At 56.0% G+C, this 23,123-nt stretch carries 24 protein-coding genes; 7 read left to right on the plus strand and 17 right to left on the minus strand.

The window, feature by feature from the left end; all coding sequences use genetic code 11:
• The 9 genes from xseB to yfmF form a co-directional block, all read right to left on the minus strand.
• A complete protein-coding gene (gene xseB, locus SOR61_RS01255) occupies positions 1 to 234 on the minus strand; it encodes an exodeoxyribonuclease VII small subunit (RefSeq protein WP_320610884.1) in 234 nt (77 codons plus the stop codon).
• Positions 216 to 1,436 (minus strand): exodeoxyribonuclease VII large subunit, encoded by a 1,221-nt coding sequence (gene xseA / locus SOR61_RS01260; RefSeq protein WP_320610885.1) that lies wholly within the window; start codon positions 1,434 to 1,436, stop codon positions 216 to 218. The genes xseB and xseA overlap by 19 nt, the downstream gene beginning before the upstream one ends.
• Complete coding sequence (locus tag SOR61_RS01265; RefSeq protein WP_320610886.1) at positions 1,433 to 2,374, minus strand: DNA-binding protein; 942 nt, start codon at positions 2,372 to 2,374, stop codon at positions 1,433 to 1,435. The genes xseA and SOR61_RS01265 overlap by 4 nt, the downstream gene beginning before the upstream one ends.
• A 2-nt stretch (positions 2,375 to 2,376) precedes the next feature.
• A complete protein-coding gene (gene nusB / locus SOR61_RS01270) occupies positions 2,377 to 2,862 on the minus strand; it encodes a transcription antitermination factor NusB (RefSeq protein ID WP_320610887.1) in 486 nt (161 codons plus the stop codon).
• Between the two features lie 186 nt (positions 2,863 to 3,048).
• On the minus strand, positions 3,049 to 3,420 hold the full coding sequence (locus tag SOR61_RS01275; RefSeq protein WP_320610888.1) for an Asp23/Gls24 family envelope stress response protein: 372 nt from the start codon (positions 3,418 to 3,420) through the stop codon (positions 3,049 to 3,051).
• A 101-nt stretch (positions 3,421 to 3,521) separates the two neighbouring features.
• The gene (gene folD, locus SOR61_RS01280) at positions 3,522 to 4,367 is read right to left on the minus strand and encodes a bifunctional methylenetetrahydrofolate dehydrogenase/methenyltetrahydrofolate cyclohydrolase FolD (protein WP_320610889.1); all 846 of its coding nucleotides are present in this window, start codon (positions 4,365 to 4,367) and stop codon (positions 3,522 to 3,524) included.
• A gap of 2 nt (positions 4,368 to 4,369) precedes the next feature.
• Complete coding sequence (gene lgt, locus SOR61_RS01285; protein ID WP_320610890.1) at positions 4,370 to 5,242, minus strand: prolipoprotein diacylglyceryl transferase; 873 nt, start codon at positions 5,240 to 5,242, stop codon at positions 4,370 to 4,372.
• Entirely contained in the window at positions 5,239 to 6,519 is a 1,281-nt protein-coding gene (yfmH, locus tag SOR61_RS01290) for an EF-P 5-aminopentanol modification-associated protein YfmH (protein WP_320610891.1), read from the minus strand. The genes lgt and yfmH overlap by 4 nt, the downstream gene beginning before the upstream one ends.
• Positions 6,520 to 6,521: 2 nt before the next feature.
• Positions 6,522 to 7,805, minus strand: a complete 1,284-nt coding sequence (gene yfmF / locus SOR61_RS01295) for an EF-P 5-aminopentanol modification-associated protein YfmF (RefSeq protein WP_320610892.1) — start codon at positions 7,803 to 7,805, stop codon at positions 6,522 to 6,524.
• A 207-nt stretch (positions 7,806 to 8,012) separates the two neighbouring features.
• Between yfmF and ylxM the strand changes: the two genes are divergently transcribed.
• The 7 genes from ylxM to SOR61_RS01330 all read left to right on the plus strand — a co-directional run bounded on the left by ylxM (position 8,013) and on the right by SOR61_RS01330 (position 12,133).
• Positions 8,013 to 8,381 (plus strand): YlxM family DNA-binding protein, encoded by a 369-nt coding sequence (gene ylxM, locus SOR61_RS01300; RefSeq protein WP_320610893.1) that lies wholly within the window; start codon positions 8,013 to 8,015, stop codon positions 8,379 to 8,381.
• A 4-nt stretch (positions 8,382 to 8,385) separates the two neighbouring features.
• A complete protein-coding gene (gene ffh, locus SOR61_RS01305; protein WP_320610894.1) occupies positions 8,386 to 9,744 on the plus strand; it encodes a signal recognition particle protein in 1,359 nt (452 codons plus the stop codon).
• Between the two features lie 69 nt (positions 9,745 to 9,813).
• Positions 9,814 to 10,053 carry a 30S ribosomal protein S16 gene (gene rpsP / locus SOR61_RS01310; protein ID WP_320610895.1) on the plus strand — a complete coding sequence of 80 codons (240 nt, stop codon included), beginning with the start codon at positions 9,814 to 9,816 and terminating at the stop codon, positions 10,051 to 10,053.
• A gap of 12 nt (positions 10,054 to 10,065) precedes the next feature.
• Positions 10,066 to 10,296 carry a KH domain-containing protein gene (locus tag SOR61_RS01315; RefSeq protein WP_320610896.1) on the plus strand — a complete coding sequence of 77 codons (231 nt, stop codon included), beginning with the start codon at positions 10,066 to 10,068 and terminating at the stop codon, positions 10,294 to 10,296.
• Between the two features lie 55 nt (positions 10,297 to 10,351).
• Complete coding sequence (rimM, locus tag SOR61_RS01320) at positions 10,352 to 10,843, plus strand: ribosome maturation factor RimM (RefSeq protein ID WP_320610897.1); 492 nt, start codon at positions 10,352 to 10,354, stop codon at positions 10,841 to 10,843.
• Positions 10,844 to 10,846: 3 nt separating this feature from the next.
• Complete coding sequence (gene trmD / locus SOR61_RS01325; protein WP_320610898.1) at positions 10,847 to 11,608, plus strand: tRNA (guanosine(37)-N1)-methyltransferase TrmD; 762 nt, start codon at positions 10,847 to 10,849, stop codon at positions 11,606 to 11,608.
• A gap of 30 nt (positions 11,609 to 11,638) precedes the next feature.
• Complete coding sequence (locus SOR61_RS01330) at positions 11,639 to 12,133, plus strand: hypothetical protein (protein WP_320610899.1); 495 nt, start codon at positions 11,639 to 11,641, stop codon at positions 12,131 to 12,133.
• A 75-nt stretch (positions 12,134 to 12,208) separates the two neighbouring features.
• Here SOR61_RS01330 and SOR61_RS01335 read toward each other — a convergent pair whose 3' ends face one another.
• The 8 genes from SOR61_RS01335 to SOR61_RS01370 form a co-directional block, all read right to left on the minus strand.
• Positions 12,209 to 14,026 carry an NADH-dependent [FeFe] hydrogenase, group A6 gene (locus tag SOR61_RS01335; RefSeq protein WP_320610900.1) on the minus strand — a complete coding sequence of 606 codons (1,818 nt, stop codon included), beginning with the start codon at positions 14,024 to 14,026 and terminating at the stop codon, positions 12,209 to 12,211.
• A gap of 5 nt (positions 14,027 to 14,031) precedes the next feature.
• The gene (locus SOR61_RS01340) at positions 14,032 to 17,115 is read right to left on the minus strand and encodes an FAD-dependent oxidoreductase (RefSeq protein WP_320610901.1); all 3,084 of its coding nucleotides are present in this window, start codon (positions 17,113 to 17,115) and stop codon (positions 14,032 to 14,034) included.
• Positions 17,112 to 17,654, minus strand: coding sequence for an NAD(P)H-dependent oxidoreductase subunit E (locus SOR61_RS01345; RefSeq protein ID WP_320610902.1), 543 nt, complete (start codon positions 17,652 to 17,654; stop codon positions 17,112 to 17,114). The genes SOR61_RS01340 and SOR61_RS01345 overlap by 4 nt, the downstream gene beginning before the upstream one ends.
• A 599-nt stretch (positions 17,655 to 18,253) precedes the next feature.
• Positions 18,254 to 18,952: an ABC transporter ATP-binding protein gene (locus SOR61_RS01350; RefSeq protein ID WP_320610908.1), complete on the minus strand. Its 699-nt coding sequence runs from the start codon at positions 18,950 to 18,952 to the stop codon at positions 18,254 to 18,256.
• 4 nt (positions 18,953 to 18,956) lie between these two features.
• Positions 18,957 to 19,817, minus strand: coding sequence for an ABC transporter ATP-binding protein (locus SOR61_RS01355; RefSeq protein WP_407066488.1), 861 nt, complete (start codon positions 19,815 to 19,817; stop codon positions 18,957 to 18,959).
• Positions 19,804 to 21,018 carry a branched-chain amino acid ABC transporter permease gene (locus SOR61_RS01360; RefSeq protein WP_320610904.1) on the minus strand — a complete coding sequence of 405 codons (1,215 nt, stop codon included), beginning with the start codon at positions 21,016 to 21,018 and terminating at the stop codon, positions 19,804 to 19,806. Before SOR61_RS01360 ends, SOR61_RS01355 begins: the two co-directional genes overlap by 14 nt.
• A 10-nt stretch (positions 21,019 to 21,028) precedes the next feature.
• Positions 21,029 to 21,916: a branched-chain amino acid ABC transporter permease gene (locus SOR61_RS01365; protein ID WP_320610905.1), complete on the minus strand. Its 888-nt coding sequence runs from the start codon at positions 21,914 to 21,916 to the stop codon at positions 21,029 to 21,031.
• A 222-nt stretch (positions 21,917 to 22,138) separates the two neighbouring features.
• Positions 22,139 to 23,123 (minus strand): ABC transporter substrate-binding protein (locus SOR61_RS01370; RefSeq protein ID WP_320610906.1); only part of this gene is annotated, 985 nt, incomplete at its 5' end.

A 23,123-nucleotide genomic window follows, 5' to 3' on the forward strand; every position in this document is an offset into this window, starting at 1 on the left:
TCACTCCTTCGGGAGGAAAGGATTCTCCACCAGTTCTCCCGTTTCGCTGGTGTGCAGCTTCCGCACTTTCTGTTCTGCTTTATCCAAAAGGCCAGTACACTGCTTCATGAGTTTGGCACCTTCCTCATAGAGAGCAAGGGACTCCTCCAACGGCTGCTCCCCTGCCTCCAGCTGGGCAACGATCTCCTCCAGCCGCTTCATGGCCTGCTCAAAGGTCAACTTTTTTTCCGCCATTGGTTTTTCTCCTTTCCCGTTGCGGTACAGGTAATGATACCGTCAGACAGCCGGACCTGAAGATCCTCTCCCACTTCCACCTGTCCAACTGAAGACAGCACCCCGCCCTCTTGGGTCTGGGCAATGGCGTATCCACGGCCCAACACCTTAAAAGGACTCAGCGCATCCAGAGAGGCAGCCACCTGTCCCACCCGATGCCGGCTGGTCTCCATCGTCCGTTTGATCCCGCCGTCCAGGCGCTGTGCATAATAGTCCAGCAGCAGGCGCTTCTCCTGGATCGTACGCAGGGGAGACTGCAAGAAGGGACTGCTGCCCAGACGCGCCAGGCGGTCCCGGCGCCGCTGGATCTCCCGCTCGATCCCCCGGTCCATCCGGGAGGCCCAATGGGCTAACGTATCCCGGAGATCTTCCTGATTTGGTACTGCCAGCTCCGCACCATTGGATGGCGTAGAGGCCCGAAGGTCTGCCACAAAGTCCGCAATGGTCACATCCGGCTCATGGCCCACCGCCGAAATAATAGGGATCGACGAGCGGTAGATCGCCCGAGCCACCTCTTCGTCGTTAAAGGCCCATAGGTCCTCCATGGAGCCGCCGCCCCGGCCCAGAATGATCAGGTCAGGGTTTCCCCAGGCGTTCAGCAGATCCAGTGCCTGGCAAATCTCTCCCGGCGCCTCTTCCCCCTGCACACGAACGGGCACCACCAGCACCTGGGCCAGGGGGTACCGGGCGCCCAAAATGCGGATCATATCCCGCACCGCCGCGCCGGCCGGAGAGGTCACCAACGCCACAGTCCGGGGGAACGCTGGAATCGGCTTTTTATGAGCAGGGTCAAAGAGCCCCTCCCGATACAACCGGTTTTTCAGCTGCTCAAAGGCAAAGGCCAGTTCCCCCACTCCGTCAGGCACCAACTTGCTGCAATAGAGCTGGTAGGCGCCGTCCCTGGGAAAGACCGACACTCGTCCGGCTGCGATCACTTTCATGCCGTTTTCCGGTCGAAACCGCAGGGACATTGCCTCCCGGCGGAACATGACGCAGCGAACGCTGCCTTCCGCATCCTTCAGGGAAAAATAGTGGTGTCCGGAGGGATACACTTTGTAGTTTGAAATTTCACCACGCACCAGAACCTGTCCCAGCAGGCGGTCCCGGTCAAGCAACTGCTTGATATACTGATTGAGCGCGGTAACAGAAATAGGCTCGGTCATAACCGTTCTTCCTTATGATGTAAGCGCCAGGCCAAAACGGCTGCGCCCATGGCATTGTCTGTAGAAAACCGGGGCGCAGCAAACACAGCGCCGCAGGCTTTTATCATAGTTTCCCGCAACAGCTGGTTGGAGGCAACACCCCCGGCACAGAGGACCGGAAGGCCCGGATATTGTTCCAGCGCCTGCTTTGTGGCGGTCTCAACGCCCCGGATCACAGAGTGAAGCACATACCAGCAGATGTCTGCTGCCGGCCAGCCAGCCTCCGCCAGCCCATTCATTTTATTTTCCACACCGGAAAAAGAAAAGGTACTGTTCGTCACCTTCACACGAAAACTTTCCCGCTTGTCCGCTTGCAGAGACAGGGCATCCACCGCCTTTCCTGCCGGGAAGGCAAGTCCCAGCCGTTTTCCCGTCCGGTCGATCAGCTGTCCTGCTGAGATATCTGAGGTCCCGCCGATGCAATGGGCTTGTACCATCACCCCATGGGGCTCTACGTAGAGGAGCTCCGTGGTCCCCCCCGACAGATGCCACACCAGATGAGGCCGGTCCAGCAGGTCCATCCGGCCGGCAGACCATGCCGCCGCTGCGATATGCCCCTGCTGATGGGAGCAGGCATAAAAGGGCACCCCCAGGAGCGTCGCCATACTTTTCCCCTGGGACTCCCCTGCCAAAAAGCAGGGCATGTAGGACCCTTCCACCTCTCTCGGCCTTGTGCTGGCGCCCACTGCCACCGGCAGCCCGGGAAGTCCGTCCTGCCGCAGCTGCGCCATCATGTCAGGCAGACGCTTCACATGCTGGAACAACGCCTCGCTCTGGCGAAGCCCCAGGGACCCTTCCGGGACCTCCAGCAGCTTTCCTGCGTTGTCTCCCCGCTCTCCGTCAAACCAGGCCACCGAAGTGGTATAGTTGCTGGTATCAAATCCAAGGACCACAGCCATGTTCAGGCCTCCTCTTCTTCCTTGGCCGGGGCAGAGGTCAGCTCCGGGAACTCCTCCCGGACAAAGGCGCCCAGAATGCCGTTGATAAACGAGACCACTTTCTCCTCCTCGTACTTCTTGGCGATCTCTACGGCGTCGTTGATGGAAGCCGCTGCGGGAATCGAGGGCATATATAAAATCTCATACATAGCCACCCGCATGATGGCCGCCGCTGTCCGTGGGATCCGGGCAAAGCTCCAGTTCTTGGAGTGCTGGGCAATGTACTGGTCCAGTTCAGGTCCGTGCACCGCAACGCCCCGTACCACTTCTTTGATGTATTGAATCTGCTTTTCGTTGGGATACTCCCGATATAATCCGGTCTCTTCTCCCCACCGCAGGAAGTTCTCTCGATCCATTCGTTCCTCAAGGAACTGATCCGCTGTCTGATTCGAAAAACCAAAGGCATAGGAGCAATGAATGGCAATCTCTCGTGCAGATGTTCTGGTCATAATCTGGTTCCTCCAAAGGCGGCGGATTTCCTGCCGCCTGTTCTCATGAATGTAACGTCATACATTTTCATTATATACACGAATATACAAAAAAGGAAGTCTCTCCTTACGATTTGTCAAAACTTTTTCCATGGCAAAAGGAGGCCCGCAGCGTAATGCGCTGCGGGCCTTTCCCGGTTCGATCTTTTATTCCTCGGGCTTGTCAAAGGTAACGCCGCCCACGCGAACGTTCACCGCTGCCACGTGAAGGCCGCTGGTGGCCTCAACGCTGGCGATCACAGCTTCCTGCACCTTCTGTGCAACGTCGGGAATGATGCTGCCATATCGAATCTGAATCGACACGTTAATGGTGATATTATCGGACTCCCAGAGGATGCTGATCCCCTTGGTCAGCTTTTTCCGTCCCAGGATCTGCTCACTGACAGTGCTGCCAGCCAGTCCGGTCACACCTTCCACTTCCAGCGCAGCCGCACCGGCGATCATCTCCAGCACTTCCTCAGAGATGTATACATCGCCATGCTCTTCGCTGCGGGAATAATATTCTCTGATTTCACTCATCTTGTTATCCTCCGTTGATTAACAGGATCGTATCTGTTTCCTATCTTATGGATTATACCATATCCCATATGAGCGGGCAAGCTTTTCTTGTCTTCTCCCGCTTACTGTCCCTGGTGCTTCCGGGCTGCCAGCAGGGTGTTCTTCATGAGCATAGCCCGGGTCATGGGCCCCACACCGCCGGGCACCGGGGTGATGGCCGAAGCCACCTCACGGACTGCTGCATAGTCCACGTCTCCGCAGAGCTTGCCTGCCTCGTTGCGGTTCATGGCCACGTCGATCACAACGGCGCCGGGCTTCACCATATCGGCAGTGACCAGGTCCACCTTGCCTACCGCAGCCACAAGGATGTCAGCGCTCCGGCAGACCTCCGCCAGATTGGCCGTTCTGGAGTGGCAGATGGTCACCGTGCCGTGCTTTTGCAGAAGCAGAAGCGCCATAGGCTTGCCCACGATATTGGAACGGCCCACTACCACGCACTGCTTCCCCTTGGGATCAATGCCGTACTCGGCCAGGATCTCCATAATACCATAGGGGGTGCAGGGCAAGAAGCCCTCTTTCCCTACCAGCAGAGCACCCATGTTCATGGGGTGGAATCCATCTACGTCCTTATCCGGAGAGATCGCCATCAGAACTGCTTCCTCATTGATCCCCTCTGGCAGGGGAAGCTGGCACAGAATCCCGTCAATGTCTTCCCGCTGGTTGAGTTTCTCCACCAGTGCCACCAGTTCTTCCTGGGTAGTCTCTTCCGGCAGGGCATACTCCTCGCTGAGGAAGCCGCACTCTTCGCAGTCTTTCCGTTTGCTGTTCACATATACGCGGCTGGCGGGATTATTTCCCACAATGATCACCGCAAGGCCGGGCTTTCTTGCCAGAGATTCTGCCTCTTTCTTGACCGCTTCCTTGCATTTCGCCGCCAGGGCTTTCCCGTCTAAAATCATTCCTGCCATCGTTACTGCTCCTCTCTTTGCTTTGCTTTTTGATTCACATACAGTTCCTCCCGGTTGGGATGGGTCCGAAGCTTCCAAACCAGCAGCACCAACGCCACTGCGCAGCTCACGAATCCCAGCATTTGAGAGGTCCGAATCCCTGTGGAAAAGAAATACAGGCTGTCGGTTCGGAGTCCTTCAATGAGTCCCCGGCCAAATCCATACCAGGTAACATACAGGAGGAAAATCATCCCGTCAAACATTCGGAGGTTCTTCTTGACCACCCACAGCAGCAGCAGGAACCCAACAAGGTTCCACACCGACTCATACAGGAAGGTCGGGTGCACCTCCATATACTGGACCGTGCCGTCCACCACCGTTTTGATCCCCATCCGCCAGGGCAGAGTCGTGGGCCCGCCGTAGGCCTCTACGTTCACAAAGTTCCCCCATCGACCGGCGATCTGCCCGATGAGCAGGCAGAACGCACACAGGTCTGCCAGGGCGAGAAAGGAGATCTTCTTATGTCTGGCCACCAGAAAAGCGATGATGGTCCCGGCGATGATGCCGCCGTAAATGGCCAGCCCTCCCTTGTGGATATCCAGACAGGCCAGCAAGTCCAGGCTGCCATCCGGCTTCCGATACAGCTCGGAATAAAAAATAATGTAGTACAGCCGCGCCCCGATGATCCCACCGGGAGCGGCCAGCAGCAGGGTGTCCAGGAAATCGTCCGACGTAATGCCGAACTTCTTCCCCTGGGTCAGCCCGAAGCAGGCTGCCAGGAAGAATCCCGCTGCAATGATAACGCCATACCAATAGACGGAAAAATCGCCAATGGAAAAAGCCACACGGTTCAGATGAAAGGTCAGGCCAAGCCCCGGAAAGGTCACTGTGTTCATTGTGCCTTCCCTCCGGGCCGGATGACCGCCAGGGCTGCCTGCTCGGGACGAATCCAGCGGCGCAAAAACGCCTCTGCGTCCTGACGAGTGATGGTCTCATACACCTCCGGGAACGACCAGGGCGCCTGATCACTGAAATATCCCTTCGCCTGCTCTACGCAGAGGGTCTCAAACGAGTTCAGTGCCCGGACATAGTTGCCGTAGGCTGCCTTCTTCAGCCGACGGAAGAGCCCCTCGTCGATGCCCTCCCGGCCCAATCGGGCCCCTTCCTCCAGCAGGATATCCCGCAGCTTTTCCGGCTCCTTACACTCCCCGTCTGCCACCAGGAAGGCACAGCCAGGATAGTCCATATACCCCAGATAGAAGTTGCTGTCTATCAGGCCTTCCTCGTACAGGCGACGATACAGGGGACTGGAATGCCCAGCCCACGCTTCGCAAGCCAGATCCCCCAACAGACGCTGCCGGAACTGAGCCGCGCCGTCCTGGGCAGGCTGTACCTTGATCCCCAGCTGTACCAACGGTGCGGACACTGCCATTTCCCGGCTGGTCTCCCGCTGGAACACTTCTTCGGGCTCCTGCTGACCGCAGTCCCGAGGAATAGGGGTCTTCTTCTCTTTGGGCAGGATTTCCCGGGCCATGGCGCAGACCTGTTCCGGGTCCACGTTACCTGCCACACACAGAACCATGTTAGAGGGGGTATAGAACGCCTCGTGGCAGTGGTACAACGTCTGTGCCGTAATCTCTCGGATGGACTCCACCGAACCCGCCACCGAATTGCGGACCGGATGATGTTGGTACAACGCTTCCAGCAGCATGTGGTAGACCTGCCAGCTGGGGTTGTCCTCGATCATGCGGATCTCCTGACCAATGATCCCCTGTTCCTTCTCCACGCTCTCTTCCGTAAAGTAAGGGACCGACACAAACTCCAAAAGGATACGCAGGTTTTCATAGAACCGATCGGTACACTCAAAATGATACCCCGTAATGGCCGTGCTGGTAAAGGCGTTGGGAGAGGCACCGGTGGCAGACAGCTTCTGCAAGGCATTTCCGTCCGGGGTGTCGAACATTTTATGCTCCAGGTAGTGGGCGATGCCCATGGGGGTGTCCAGCCACTGGCCCCCCAGCTGGAAGCGAGTGTCCATCCCGCCGTAGCGGGTGGCAAAAAACGCAAAGCATTTTCCAAACTCCGGCTTGGGGAAGACATACACCCGCAAACCGTTCTCCAGGGTCTCCTCAAACAAGGTCTCCCCCAGGGTTTCATAGGTATGCTTGACCATCGTTATCCCTCCTTTCCGTTCAGCCGATATACACTGTCCAGGCGAATCTTCCGGGCCTGCTCTACGATCCGGTCCAGAGAGATCCCTTCCACTGCTTCTGCCAGTTCCTCCGGGGTAAAGGCGGTTCCTGTGACACACCGATTGAGCCAATATTCTTCCAGACGTCCCTGGGCATCCAGAGAGGCCCGCAGGCTCCCCACGGCAGAACGACGCGCGGTTTCCCACTCTTCCTGGGTGATCTCTCCCTTCTGACACGCTGCCAGCTGGGCCAAAATCTCATCCTCCGCCTTCTGGAAGTTCTGAAACTCCACGCCGGAATAGACCACCATCATGCCCTTGCTCAAGGCCAGAGAAGAGCTGGCAAAATAGCAGAGGGACAATTTTTCTCTTACATTTAAAAAGAGCTTGGAGTTGGTGGTCCCACCAAAAATTCCGTTTAAGAGCATCCCGCAGGCCACGTCTTCCTTGCTCCGGAAGCCGCCCCCGGTCCGAAAACCCATAATGAGCTTCCCCTGGGTCACATCCATGGAATCTGCAAAGCGGCGGACATCAGCCGTGGGCTCCGCAACCACCTGCGTCTCCGGGACCGGTCGACGGTTCCCCTGGGGCAGCCCCTGAAAGGCTGCACGAAAGGCCTTTTCTACCCGGTCAGGCTCCGCCGAACCACAATAGTAGAGGGAGACCGGCGCGCTGCTCAGCAGGGCCTGGTACCGGGCATACAGCGACGCTCCGGTAATGGCCTGCACCTGCTCCTCTGTCCCCAGTTTGCTCACTCCATAGGCTTCCTCTTCACACATGAGGCTGCGCAGACGGGAGAGAGAATACTGCAGTTTATCATTGACCTCACTGCGAATGCGATGGATCAAATTCTCTTTTTCACTTTCTACATAGGCCGGGAGAAATCCGTTCCCACCCCCGGCAGGAGCCAGGACGATTTCCCCTAACAGGTTGGCCGCCGACTCCAATACCTGGGACGATTCCGGCACAAAGGCATCATCCAGAAAACTGCCCCAGAAGCCAATGCACTGCACTTCCCCTTTCTTTCGGACAATGGGTTCAATCCCACCACCGTACATATCATCCAAAGCGGCAGACAGCTGCTCCATATCCGGGTGGGCAGCAGTACCCCGGCGAAGGACTTTGGGCAGCAGCGCGTTCAGCGACGCTGTCTCCTGGGAAAGCGGCTCTAAAAACGTCACCGACAGCAGGGACGTTTTGAATTTTTTCGTTTGCACCATCCGCAAGGTCACGCCGGGTGCAAGCTCACGTTCTGTCACAGGGAGCATAGGATCCCTCCTTTTCCATTGCTTGGTCTGGCCCCTATTGTACCATACTCTTTTAAAAAGGGAAAGAGCACGGTATCCTCCAAGGAAATCCTGTCCAATCGTCCAATTTTCATACAATTTCCTCTTGACAAATTTCTCCGGATACGGTAGGATAATCAATGTTGTAAAGGAAATTAACTTTACACGCCGCACATAGGAGGGTATCGGATGAAAAATCAAGCCTATCGGATGACCATGCTCTATGACTTCTATGGCGACCTCCTGACCAAACGGCAGAAAGAGTTCTACGACCTGTACTACAACGATGACCTCTCTCTGGCAGAAATCGCCGAGAATTACGACATCACCCGTCAGGGTGTTCGGGATATCATCGTTCGGGCCGAAAAGACATTGGAAGACATTGAGGAAAAAACCGGGCTCATCAAGCGGTATCACCGCACCAGAGCGACCACCGCCACCCTGCGCAGCCTCTGCGATCAGCTCCAGAGCCTGAATGACTCCAGGCTGCGGGACAGCGAAGTTTCTGACCTGTGTTCCAAACTGTACAGCGCCATCGACGACCTGGGGAGGGATTGATTCCATGGCATTTGAAGGTTTAACCGAAAAACTCTCCTCCGCGTTTAAAAAACTGCGGAACAAGGGCCGTCTGACCGAAGCCGACGTGAAAGAAGCCATGCGAGAGATTCGCCTGGCCCTGCTGGAAGCCGACGTCAGTTACAAAGTCGTCAAGGACTTTATCAAAGGGGTCACGGAAAAAGCCGTCGGCGCAGAAGTGCTGGAAAGCCTCACCCCTGCCCAGGCGATTGTCAAAATCGTGAACCAGGAACTCATCGACCTCATGGGTGGAGGCAGTTCCAAAATCACCATCGCCTCGCAGCCTCCCACCGTAGTCATGATGGTAGGTCTCCAGGGCGCCGGTAAAACCACCAACGCAGCAAAGCTGGCCGGACTCATGCGCAAGCAGAATGGAAAGCGTCCCCTGCTGGCCGCCTGCGACATCTATCGTCCCGCCGCTATCCAGCAGCTGGAAGTGGTGGGCAAGCAGCTCAACATCCCTGTCTTCCAGATGGGCCAGGAAAACCCGGTGACCATCGCAAAGGAAGCCATCGCCCACGCCAAGCAGCACGGCAACAACATGGTGTTCCTGGACACCGCCGGACGTCTCCACGTGGACGAAGCCCTGATGCAGGAGCTGCAATCCATCAAAGAGGCCGTGAATCCCAGCGAGATCCTCCTGGTGGTAGACGCCATGATCGGCCAGGACGCTGTGAACGCCGCCAAGGCCTTTGACGACGCCCTGGATATTGACGGCGTGGTCCTCACCAAGCTGGACGGCGACGCCCGGGGCGGTGCTGCCCTCTCCATCAAGGCCGTGACCGGCAAGCCCATCAAGTTTGTGGGCATGGGAGAAAAGCTGGATAACATCGAGGTATTCCACCCCGATCGCATGTCCTCCCGTATTCTGGGCATGGGTGATATGCTCACCCTGATCGAAAAAGCCGAACAGCAGTTCGACATACAAAAAGCCCAGGAGCTGGCAGAAAAACTGAAGAAGAACCGCTTCACTTTGCAGGATTACTACGACCAGCTGATCCAGATCAAAGGGATGGGTTCCATGGATGAACTTCTGAGTATGATGCCCGGCATCAATTCTAAAGCGCTGGAAGGGGCCTCTATCAACGAAAAGGCGCTCTCCCGCACCGAAGCCATCATCCTCTCTATGACACCCCAGGAGCGGGAAAACCCCGCCATTCTCAACAGCAGCCGGAAGAAACGAATTGCTGCCGGCTGTGGTCTTCAGGTGGTGGATGTCAACCGCCTGCTCAAGGAGTTTGGTATGATGCAGCAAATGACCAAGCAGATGTCCAAGCTGGCTGGAAAGCGCCGGAAAGGCAAGTTCGGCAAATTCCCCGGTGGTCTGCCCGGTCTCCCCTTTTAACTGATTCGGTTGGTTTCCGTATGTACGGTTCCATAGATAGCATGTAAAATATTTGGAGGTGAAACGAACATGGTTAAGATCAGACTTCGCAGAATGGGCTCCAAGAAAAACCCCTTCTATCGTATCGTGGTTGCCGACTCCCGGTATCCCCGTAACGGCCGCTTCATTGAAGAAATCGGCACCTATGATCCTCTGCAGGAGCCCGCTGCCCTGAAGGTAGACGCAGAACGCGCTCAGGCTTGGATCAAGACTGGCGCTCAGCCCACCGAAACCGTGAAGGCTCTGCTGAAAAAGGCCAACGCCATCTGATTTGGAGGGCACATGAAGGACTTGCTCACTTATATCGCCCAAAATCTGGTGGAACATCCCCAGGCCGTGGACGTAAAGGAGACGGAAACGGACGGTAATGTTGTGCTCGAACTCCGCGTTGATCCCAGCGACATGGGAAAGGTGATTGGCCGTCAGGGTCGTATTGCCAAGGAAATCCGCACACTGATGCGCTCTGTCGCCCAGCGCCAGGGCAAGAAGGTTTCCGTCGAAATTATGGATTAAAAAGTGGCGGCGCTTTACTGCGTCCGCCATTTTTCCTTTTTAAGGAGGGTTCCCCTTGAAAGATCGTTTTTTAGAAGCAGGCATCATCGTGAACACCCACGGCATCGCCGGAGAAGTGAAAATCATGCCCTGGGCCGATGAGCCCGAGTTCCTGCTGGATTTTGACACTCTCTATATTGACGGCCAGCCCGTTACACTCCGCTCCGCCCGGGTCCACAAAAACTGCGTTCTGGCAAAGCTTCATGGCATCGACTCCATCAACGACGCCATGAAGCTCCGCAACAAAGTGGTTCACATCGACCGGGAAGACGTGACCCTGGAAGAGGGCGCCTTCTTCTTGGCCGACCTGATGGGGCTGGACGTGATCGACGCAGACACCGGCGAGACCCTGGGCAAGATCGCAGATATTTTGACCCCTCCCGCCAGCAATGTCTATGTGGTTAAAGGCGGGGCAAGGGAACACATGATCCCCGCCGTGGAGGAGTTTATCGTAGAGACCAACGTGGACGCAGGCTACCTGAAGGTCCGCCTCATCGAAGGGATGTGACCCATGGACTTTCAGTATCATATCCACATTATGACCCTCTTTCCTGATGTGGTGGGCGACATGCTCTGCGAATCCATTCTGGGACGAGCCCAGGAGCGGGATATCATTCGCATCGACTGCCACCAGATCCGGGACTACACCCTGAACAAGCAGAAACAAGTGGACGACTACCCATATGGCGGCGGTCATGGCGCTGTAATGCAGGCTGACCCCCTCTACCAATGCTGGAAGCACATCTGTGACCAGGCAGGGGAGCCCATTCACACCATCTACCTCTCCCCTGCCGGGACCGTCTTTAAGCAGGAGGATGCCAAGCGTCTCCAACGGGACTACAACCAGCTGATCCTGGTCTGCGGTCACTACGAGGGAATTGACCAGCGCTTCATTGATGAATGCGTGGACGAGGAGATCTCCCTGGGTGACTTTGTCCTCACTGGCGGTGAAATCCCTGCCATGGCTCTGGCAGATGCTGTCTGCCGTCTGGTTCCCGGCGTTCTCTCTGACGCCGAATGTTTTACCGACGAAAGTCACTGGGACGGGCTGCTGGAGCACCCCCAATACTCTCGCCCTGAGGTCTGGCACGACCGCCGAGTTCCCCCCATCCTTCTTTCCGGCCATCACGCCAACATTGCCAAATGGCGGAGGAAGCAGGCCATCATCCGGACCCGGGACCGCCGGCCGGATATGTATGAAAAGTTAGACCTCTCCTCCAAAGCAGATAAAAAACTCTTAAAGGAAATTGCTGAAGAAGAAGCCACGGAATAACCCCTTTCTATCAGAATGGAGGTAAGCCTTATGAAACGAACCTTCGCCCTTCTCCTTCTTTCCTTATGGTTCGCTATCATGCTGTTTGGCTGCACATCCTCTCCCACTTCTCCTTCCACGGAGAATTCCGATAAGGCGACGACATCCGACGCAACAGAAGCACCCCTCCCGGAAACGAAGGAGGATGTCCTCTCTCTGTTTGCGCAGCGCAAACAGGAGTCTTGGGTGGTGTTGGATTGTATCCTCACCCCGGACCATGCCTCGGACCGTGTGGGAGTGGTCCTGTTCCAGGACGGAGACAGCGTCAACGCCGCCTTTCTTCGCCGGGACGGGGTCTATCAGCAGTGCGGTGTCATGGCCCGCGCCGCCGACCCGCTCCAGCTCACCTATCTGGGAGACGGAACCATCTCTTTTCACATCCGGACAGAGGATGGATCTGTCTATCTTCAACAGATCACCTGTACCATCCAGGGCAACGACGTCAGCTTTGTTGCAAAAACAGGACCCAGAGAAACCACAGCATAACATAAATAGAAAGCCCTCGGTATCCATTGGAATACCGAGGGCTTTTTTGTATCCGTTCTTAGAACCGCACCGGGCTTACTTATTGACCACGAAATTCTCGTTGGTCAGCTCATTGTACTTGCCCCGCTTGACATAGTGGGTGTGCAGGTACTCATGAGATGCATGGCAGCCGGGGCCGCCCCACTCTTTGTAGAAGTCCATGAGGGACTTGTTCTCGTGGGACTTACGGACGACCTTCCGCTCGTCCTCGCCGTAAATGGCTTCCATTCTCTTCTGGCGGACGATGTTGATGTCTTCCTGGGGTCTGGGCTGACCACCGCCGGTGATGCAGCCGCCGGGACATCCCATGACCTCGATGAAGTGATAGGGAGAGGTCCCCGCCTTCACCTGTTCCATCAGCTTCCGTGCGCCGGCGTAGCCGCTGGTGACAGCGATCTTGACCTCGAAGCCTTCCGCAGCCTTCCACTCAGGCTTTACGTTCTCCAGCTTGATGGTCGCCTCGCGGATCTGCTCCAGACCCACGATGGGAGAAACGTGCAGGTTGGGGAAGGGCAGCTCACGGCCGGTGATGATCTCATACACGGTACGCAGAGCAGCTTCCATCACGCCGCCGGTGACACCGAAGATGTCAGCCGCACCGGTGGAGAAGCCCAGAGGAGCGTCAAATTCTTCGTCCGGCAGTGCCAGGAAGTTGATGCCCATGGACTTGATCATATCGCCCAACTCTCTGGTGGTCAGAACAGCGTCCACGTTGGGCACGCCGTCGTTGCTCATCTCAGGACGGGCACACTCCGTCTTCTTGGCGGTACAGGGCATGACGGACACCACATACATGTCCTCCGGCTTCTTGCCGATCTTCTTGGCATAGTAGCTCTTCAGCACAGCGCCAAACATCTGATGGGGCGACTTACAGGTGGACAGATGCTCCAGCTGATCGGGATAGTTGTGCTCGATGAACTGGATCCAACCGGGAGAGCAGGACGTCATCATGGGCAGAGTGGCCTTGCCGCCGCTGAGAACAGAGCGGAACCGCTCCAGGAACTCGGTGCCCTCTTCCATGATGGTGAGGTCGGCGCCCCAGTTGGTGTCGAACACGTCGTCAAAGCCCATCCGATGCAGGGCAGCAGCCAGCTTGCCGGTCTCACAGGAGCCAGCGGGCAGGCCGAAGCACTCGCCGATGCCCACACGAATGGAAGGTGCAGGCTGGACCACCACATGCTTGGTGGGGTCGTTCAGGGCCCGGATGACCCGGTCCTTATGGCTGGTCTCTCTCAGTGCGCCCACAGGACATACCACCACACACTGTCCGCAGAAGGTGCAGGCCGTGTTGCCCATGGGCAGGCCAAAGGCGGGGGTCACCACGGTCTGGAAGCCGCGGTTCTCTGCGGTGAGGATCGAAGTGGTCTGGATATTCTTACAAACGCTAATGCAGCGACGGCACAGAATGCACTTGTTGGGGTCACGGGTGATGGATTCGCTGACGTCGATGGGCAGAAGGTTCCGCTCTCCTTCGTAGGGAGAATCCTCAACACCCAGCTCGCGGCCCAGAGCCTGGAACTCGCAGTCCTGGTTTCTGGCGCAGGTCAGACATTTCTTATCGTGGTTGGAAAGCAGCAGCTCATACATGGTCTTCCGCGCTTCCTGCACACGGGCGTTGTTGGTGTCAATCACCATGCCGTCCCGGGCTTCCACCATACAGGAGGCCTGCAGGTTCTTGGCAGGGGGGCTGACCTGCTCTACCACGCAGATACGGCAAGCGCCGTACTGATGGATACCTTCCAGATAGCACAGCTTAGGAATGTGAATGCCGTTGAGCTCTGCGGCCTGCAGGATCGTGCTGCCGGCCGGCGCAGTACATTCTTTCCCGTTGATCGTGAGTTTAATATCTGCCATTTCACTTACCTCCTGTCACAACGCAGGCAACGGCTTGCTTCCGCACGAGCATCCAGCTCATGCATACCAAGGTTACGCTCGCAGAAGCTGCCAACTGCTTTCTCCGCCTCAACCTGTCTTGTGAGGAAGCGGTTGTGGGGAACGATATCACCCTCGATATGATAATCGGTGATCTCCTGCTCGAAGCCCTTCGCCAGGATGCCTTCGCCGCCCAGGTACTTGTCAATGCCTGCAGCAGCCACCTTTGCCTCATGGACTGCGTTTACGATGTCCTTCGGACCACGGTGTGCGTCGCCGCCCACAAAGACGCCGGGAATGGAGGTAGCCTGCGTATAACGATCAGCAACCACACGGTCGCCGTTGAGCTGAATTCCACCCTTAAAGATCTTGGTATCCGGAGTCTGAGAAATTGCGGGAATCGCAATGTCAAACTCTTCCACGTAGCTCTCCCCGCTGGGCACTGCCTTACGACGGCCGGAGCTGTCGAACTGGCCCAGGTTCTGCTTCATGATACAGATGCTGTTCAGCTTACCGCCGATGCCAATGAAGTCCGTGGGGTTCACCAGGGTGCGGATCTGCACGCCCTCTTCGATGGCGTCCTTGATCTCCACCTTGTCAGCGGGCATATCCTCTTCGGTACGACGATAGAGCATGACCACTTCCTTGGCGCCCAGACGCACTGCGGTACGGGCGGAGTCGATGGCGGTGTTGCCGCCGCCGATGACAGCGACCTTCTTGCCGGCGAAGTTCAGGTCCTTCTTCAGGATCACCCGCTTCAGGAAGTCCAGGCCATGATAGACCCCTTCCAGATCTTCGCCGGGGATGCCCAGCTTCAGGGTCTTCTGTGCGCCGATGGCAATAAAGACCGCATCATAGTTCTTCTGCAGGGAACGGAAGGAGACGTCCACACCCACCTTGGTGTTCAGGATGATGTTGACACCGGTCTTCATGATGTTGCCGATCTCCACGTCAATGATATTCTGCGGCAGACGATAGTCGGGAATACCGTAGGCCATAATACCGCCGGGACGGTCTTCCGCTTCAAATACGTCCACCTGATAGCCCAGGCGGGCCAGATAGTAGGCGCAAGTCAGACCGGAGGGGCCTGCACCAATGATGGCCACCTTCTTATCCAGCTTGGCGACCGGCTTGAAATCTTCGTCGCTGGGGAAGCCCTGGCTGTAAGCCCAGTCGGTGGCAAACCGCTTGAGCTCGCAGATATTCATGGCTTCGTCTACGCTGCCGCGGCGGCAGCGGCTCTCACAGGGATGGGTACAGACACGGCCGCAGATACCGGAGAAGGGGTTATCCCGCAGCATCACGCGGGCAGCGCCCATATAATCGCCGGTAGCGATGAGGCTCATGTAACCGGGAATGTTGATGCCGGCGGGACATGTGTTCTCACAGGGGCTGGAAACCAGGTCGCCGCAGACACCAGCGGAACATCGCTTCTCGATGATGTGCTCTTCGTATTCTTTCCGGAAATATTTCAGCGTAGAGATCACGGGGTTGGGGGCGGTCTGGCCCAGGCCGCACATGGCGGTGTCCTTGATGATCGCACCCAGGTGCTCCAGGGTCTCAATGTCGCCGGGCTGACCCTGACCTTCAGTGATCCGGTTCAGGATCTCCAGCATCCGCTTGGTGCCCACACGGCAGGCAGTACACTTACCGCAGGACTCTTCCTGGATAAAGTCCAGATAGAACCGGGCGGTATCCACCATGCAGGTGTCCTCGTCCATAACGATGAGGCCGCCGGAACCCACGATGGAACCCAGAGCTGCCAGGGATTCATAGTCCAGGGGAGTGTTGATGTTTTCTGCGGTGATACAGCCGCCGGAAGGACCGCCCGTCTGCGCAGACTTGAACTTCTTTCCGTTGGGGATACCACCGCCGATGGAGTAGATCACCTCAGACAGGGGGGTGCCCATGGGCACTTCCACCAGGCCGGTGTTCACGATGTTACCGGACAGGGCAAACACCTTGGTGCCGGGGCTCTTTTCCGTACCGAACTGACGGAACCAGTCCGCACCGTTGAGCATGATAGCGGGTACAGTAGCCAGCGTCTCCACGTTGTTGATGATGGTGGGCTTGCCAAACAGACCGCTCTGGAAGGGGAAGGGGGGCTTCTGTCTGGGCTCGCCGCGCTGGCCTTCCACGGATGCCATCAGGGCCGTCTCCTCGCCGCAGACGAATGCGCCGGCACCGATGCGAATTTCAATGTCAAAGTCAAAGCCGGAGCCAAAGATATCCTTACCCAGGACCCCTTCTTCTCTGGCCATCTCCAGGGCAGCGCTCAGACGCTCCACTGCGATGGGATACTCTGCACGGATATACACCACGCCGTGCTTGGCGCCGATGGCATAACCACCGATCAGCATACCTTCAATAACGCTATGGGGGTCGCCTTCAAAGACGGAACGGTCCATAAATGCACCGGGGTCGCCTTCGTCGGCGTTACAGATGATGTACTTTTCCTCGCCGGGCTCGTGATATGCAGCTTCCCACTTCACACCGGTGGGGAAGCCGGCGCCGCCGCGGCCGCGAAGGCCGGACTTCTTCAGCTCCTCAATGGCTGCCATACGGTCGCCGCGCTCCAGGATCTGGGCCAGGGCCAGATAACCATCCTTGGAAACATAGCTGTTGATGCAGTTCACGTCAATGAGACCGCAGTTACGCAGGGCGATTCGGACCTGATCCCGGAAGAAGGCCACATCATGGATGTTGGAAACTCTCTTCTTCTGAATGCTGTCATAGAACGTATATTCATTGACAGGCTCTCCGCCGATGAAGTGCTTCTGCACCACGTCCTTGACCCGCTCCGGCGTCATCTCCGTGTAGTAAGTCTCATCTGGCAGAACATAAACCACAGGGCCCACTGCGCAGGTGCCCATGCAGCCTCTTTCGATAACGGCGACCTTGTCGCCCAGGCCGGCCTTTTCCAGTTCATCCACCATGGCATCCCGCACGTCCTTACAACCGGAGGACATACAGCCCGTGCCGTAGCAAACCATGCAAAGGTGGCTGTATTGACCCATCTTTTCCAGATAGGCTTCCTTCATTTGCTGAAGGTCAGCAATACTTTTAATCATGCTTCGGCACCTCTTTCTGCCAGTTCTTCAGGAAAGTCCATATACTGCGTCAGGATACCCCGCAGCTTTGCCGGGGTCACCTGCTTATAAACATCGTCATCCACCATCATGGCAGGTGCAAGACCGCAGGCGCCGATACAGCGCGCGATCTCAAAGGTAAACTGGCCATCCTCTGTGGTGCCGCCTACCTCAACGTCCAGTTCCTGCTTAATGGCGTCTACAACCTTTTTGCCGCCTCTGACATAGCAGGCAGTACCCTGGCACATACGAATCGTATGCTTGCCCCGCTTCTGGGTGGAGAAGAACGAGTAAAAGCTTACTACGCCGCTCACCTCAGACAAGGGAAGGTCCATGCCATCCGCGATGAACTCCTGCAGTTCCATGGGAAGATATCCAAAAATTTCCTGGGCTGCATGGAGCACCATGATCAGAGAGCCTTCCTTTTCTCTATACTGCTCAATCACCTCCGCAACGGCATCGTACAATGCCTTCTCGTCGGCGCCACAGGTGGAGCAGCGAGTATCCGGTCTTTCTTTCATAGTTTTCCTCCTTCTTACCCCAAACAAAGCGTCTCCGTCCGGGGATCGTTTGAAAGCCATCTGCGGCTAAAAACCAAGTAAAAACAGAACAAGTCATACGTTGCTTCCACGGCCTGCGTGAAAACAAGCCGTGTGCCCACCCTATACTTTTATCGCAAAATCCACTGGATCTGCATAAAAGTATATAAAAAAATAGACGGATTCGCTGTCAACCTCCCGGGCAAGAGGAACAGAATATTTCCATCATGCTTTTGAATCCGCTGCTTATCATTAGTATAAGATTTCTTTACACTTTTGTCAATTATAAGATATTCCTAAAATGCCACTTACTCTTTCATAAATTTCATCGACGAATCAGCAGACCCATATATTTCCCATTTTTTTGGGAAATCTTTGCTGTTACGCCATATTCCATGCACAATTATGCAATGCAACTTGCAAGAAAAACCCTTTCCTCCCTTCCCTCTTCCATACAAGCACAAAACGAATACATTTCCTATCTATCCTAAACATTTTGTCAAAATTCTAAAAAGTTCCATATTGAACAAAAGCCGGACGCACATACCATGCGTCCGGCTTTCTCATTGTTTCTGTCTTCCTTAGGTGCCCAGATAAGCTGCCCGCACCGATTCGTTGGCCAGCAGCTCTCTGCCAGTACCGGACAGGGTGATCCGTCCGGTCTCCATTACGTAGCCCATGTGCGCAGTCTTCAGCGCCATATTGGCGTTCTGCTCAATGAGCAGAATGGTAACGCCCTTCTTGTTGACCTCTTCAATGATCCGGAAAATCTCCCGCACCACCAGAGGCGCCAGCCCAAGAGAAGGTTCGTCCATCATCATGACCTTCGGACGGCTCATGAGAGCACGGCCAACCGCCAGCATCTGCTGCTCGCCGCCAGACAGGGTACCGCCCGCCTGCCACTCTCTCTCCCGCAGACGGGGAAACAGGTTGAACACCCACTCCATGTCTTCGGTGATATCGTCCTTTCTCAGGTAGGCACCTACCTTCAGGTTCTCTTTTACCGTCAGATCCGGGAAGATCCGTCTTCCCTCCGGCACCAGGGTGATACCCCTGGAGACGATCTCGGTGGGGTTCTTGCCGGCAATGTTCTCGCCTCGGAACAGGATCTCGCCCCCTCTGGGCTTCACCAGGCCAGAAATGGAACGGAGGGTCGAGCTCTTTCCTGCACCGTTCGCTCCGATCAGAGTAACGATCTCCCCTTCGGGCACATCAAAGGAAATCCCTTTGACTGCTTCGATCCCCCCATAATTCACCTGTAAATTACGAATGCTGAGAATCGGTTCACTCATCTTCAACCACCCCCAGATAGGCATCAATCACGTGTTGGTTATTCTGGATCTCCTTGGGCAGGCCCTGTGCGATCAGGCTGCCGAAGTCCAGAACATAAATTCGATCAGAAATATTCATGACCAGGTCCATATGGTGCTCAATGAGCAGAATGCTCAGCTGGTACTTGTCCCGAATGTCATGGATAAACTCTGCCAGCTCCAAAGTCTCCTGAGGGTTCATACCCGCAGCAGGCTCGTCCAGAAGCAGCAGTTTGGGGTCTGTCGCCAGTGCGCGGGCGATCTCCAGACGGCGCTGCAGGCCATAGGGCAGGCTGGTGGCCAGCTCATCCTTATGGCTCCACAGCCCCTGCTCCCGCAGCAAAGCCTCCGTTTCCTCCCGCATCCGGTGCTCTTCCTTCCGGCTGGTCCGGAAGGTGGAGGAAAACACGTTGTGCTTTGCCCGCATGTGTTTTGCCACAATGACGTTGTCAAACACCGTCATACTCTTCCACAAACGGATGTTCTGGAAGGTTCTGGCGATCCCCAGCTTGGTAATGTGATCCGGTGTCGGCTTCAGCGTGTGCTTTCCTGTGTACAGGTCTTTGTTCTCGCCCTTATAGAGCTTGGTCATTTTTCCGCGAGGATGGTTCCGGATCATCTCCTTGCCCTGAAAAAACACCTCGCCGTTGCTGGGCTGATACACACCGGTGATCACGTTAAACGCCGTGGTCTTTCCGGCGCCGTTCGGGCCGATGAGTGCAACGATCTCACCCTTGTCTACCTGCATGGAAAGATTGTTCACTGCTACCACGCCGCCGAACTGCATGGTTATGTTTTCCAACCGCAGGACGTTTTCCCGTTCACGCATTCTCATCGCCCTCCTTTCCGGCTGCAACCGCCGCTTTCTTTGCCTTTCGATTCCGGATCTTCCGGATCGTTCCCGCAAACGATAGCTCCTTATCGCCCATAATGCCTCTGGAGAAGAAGAGCACGATCACCATGATGACCACGGAGAAGACGACCTTCCGGAAACCATCCCGGAAGAACGGCACGGACATACCCATAAAGGAACCACTGTCCAGGAAGCGCAGCCACCACTCGGAGCAGAAGATGTACAGGAAGGCTGCAATGCAGCTGCCGGAAATGGAGCCGATGCCGCCAATGACCACGATCAGCAGAATCTCATAGGTCATGGAGGAGCGGAAGGGAGCTGCCTGCACTGTGGTCTGGAACATGGCCAGCAGAGCGCCGCCCACACCGGCAAAGAAGCTGGAGATCACAAAGGACAGCATCTTGTGCTTAAAGAGGTTCACGCCCATAGCCTCTGCTGCCACCTCGTCGTCACGAATGGACTTGAACGCACGGCCATAGGAGGAGTTCACCAGCAGAACAATGATCAAAATGCTGATGGTCGCGATCAGGAAGGGGAAAACGGTGTCCAGCTGGAAAATGGTGTTGCCCACCTGCACTTTAATATCATGGAAGTTGGTGTACTTCCGCAGGAGGTTAGAGCCGTTGGTGATCTCACCCAGGCCATCCCACTGGAACACCGCACGGATGATCTCCGCAAAACCCAGGGTTGCAATGGCCAGGTAGTCACTCTTCAGACGGAGGACCGGGATACCAATGAGCGCAGCAAACACCGCAGAAACCAGGCCCGCAATGATGATACAGATCACGGCACCGATGAATGCACCTGCGTTCTCACCCAGAGCGTTCCCGATCACTTCGGGAATGGAGAACTGAATGGCGCCGCCATCAAAGTACTGATACACCGCATTGTGCTGGTCAGCAGGGATGGAGAAAATAGAGTAGGCATAGGCACCGATCAGCATAAAGCCCACCTGGCCCAGAGAGAACAGTCCCGTAAAGCCGTTGAGCAGGTTCATGGAAACGCACACCAGTGCGTAAATGGCGCTCTTCTTCAGCACCGCAATTAGCATCGTGGTGGTGGATGTGGTCGCCAGAACGTTATCCAGCATGAACAGGAACACATACATCGCCACAAGCAGCACGACTGCAATCAAGCTCCCTACCTTTTGCTCGGGAGCAGCTGTTTTTAATTTCTTTCCCATCGCTCGCACCTCACACCTTATCCGTTGCCTTTTCACCGAAGATACCGGCGGGCTTGACCAGCAGGATGACAATCAGCAGGACGAAGGTAAAAGCATCGGAAAACGCAGTCCAGCCCAGGCCCTTGATGATATTCTCACAAATACCGATGATAAAGGCGCCGATCACTGCGCCGGGGACAGAACCAATGCCGCCGAACACCGCCGCAACGAAGGCCTTCAGTCCGGGCATGGCGCCGGACGTAGGAATCACCGAGGTGTAGTTGGTGAAATACAGAAGAGAACCAACCACAGCCAGGAAACAGCCGATCAAAAACGTCATGCTGATAACGTTATTGATTTTGATGCCCATGAGCTCACTGGTCTCAAAGTCACGGGACACCGCACGCATGGCGATACCCACCTTGGTGTACTTAATAAGGAGCACCAGCAGGACCACCAGTACGATGGTCAGAATAGGGGTAATGATGGTCACCATCTTGGTGGTGGCCGAACCAATGGTCACCTGCTTGGACAGGAAGGGAATGGCAGGGTAGATCTGGGGCAGACCGCCGGTAAAGTACAGGGCACAGTTCTGCAGCAGATAGGACACACCGATAGCGGAGATCATGACCGACATACGGGGCGCCGAACGAAGGGGCTTATAGGCTACCTTTTCGATCAGGATACCCAACGCAACGGTCACAACGATCACCAGGATGATGGACACATAGATGGGAAGGGACGCAGTGGCGTACACCATAACAAGGCCGGCTACCATAAACACATCGCCGTGGGCAAAGTTAATGAGCCGGAGAATACCGTACACCATCGTGTAGCCAATAGCGATCAGCGCATACTGACCGCCGACCGAGATGCCGGAAAGCAGATACGGCAGATTGGCAGAAAAAAACTCAGACATGATACTCTCATCTCCCTCTCTCTTTGGTTAGAGCGTATAAATCCATTTCACGGGAAGAACCCTGTGGAACGCATTGATACGCTCCCTCAGGTATTGCGGATCCTCGCGCAAAAGGCCTAAGATTGTCGAACCAAACCAAGAAGTGTGGCGGGAGCACAAAAGTGCCCCCGCCACAAACTGATTGGATCATAAAATGGGGCTGTATCGGATTATACAGCGCACTTACTTTTCAACACCCTGAACGGTGACGAAGTCCCAAGCGTTGGTCTTCACGTTGGCCTTCTTCACGTAAGCGGTGTCGCGGTCTGCGTCGCCATTCTCGCCGAAGGAGATCGCACCAGCAATGCCGTCTGCATAGGTCACGCTGGGCAGAGCCTTCAGAACGTCTGCAGGTGCAGCAGAGTCAGCCTTCTTCAGGGCTTCCAGAGCGGTGAAGTATGCGTCATAGCCCATGACGGAAACAGCGGAGATGATGTCGTTGCCGCCGTTGTTGGACAGGTTGGTGGGATCGCTGTTGATGAACTCCTTGAAGCCCTTCTCAAACTCGGGGTCGCCGCCCTCAGAGTAGAAGGTGGTAACATAGATGGAGACATCCTTGTTCTGTGCAGTGCCCAGGATCACGTTGGAGTCCCAGGTGTCGCTGGCCAGCAGAGGCATGGTGATGCCCTGGGCAGCAGCCTGCTCAACGATGAGCTGTGCGTAGCTGATGGAGCAGGGAGCGAAGATGACGTCAGCGCCCTTATTCTTTGCGGTGGTCAGATAAGAGGTGAAGTCGGAGTTCTGCTCGGGGAAGGAGTCGGTGTAAACGGTCATGCCCAGACCTTCCGCTGCCTTCTTGAAGTAGTTGATGAGGCCCTGGTCATAGTCGTTGCCGAGCTCGCCCAGGCAGTAGATGGTGTCAGCCTTCAGCTGCTCTTTTGCGAAGTTTGCGTGAACGGTGCCCTGGAACGGATCGAGGAAGCAGATACGGAAGTAGTGATCGTTACCCTCGGTTACCTGGGGGTTGGTGCAGGTGACGCCGATCGCGGGAATGCCGGCTTCCTTGAAGGTATCGGATGCCGCTATTGCAACGGAAGAACCGTAGGAGCCGAGGACGACGGATACGCCCTCTGCAACGAGCTTGGATGCTGCGGAAACAGCCTTCGCCGTATCCGACTCGTTATCGGCGTAAACGAGCTCTACCTTATAGGTCTCGCCGCCGATCTCG

Origin of the sequence: Evtepia sp. (assembly GCF_034090835.1) — a bacterium.
Taxonomy (GTDB): domain Bacteria; phylum Bacillota; class Clostridia; order Oscillospirales; family Oscillospiraceae; genus Evtepia.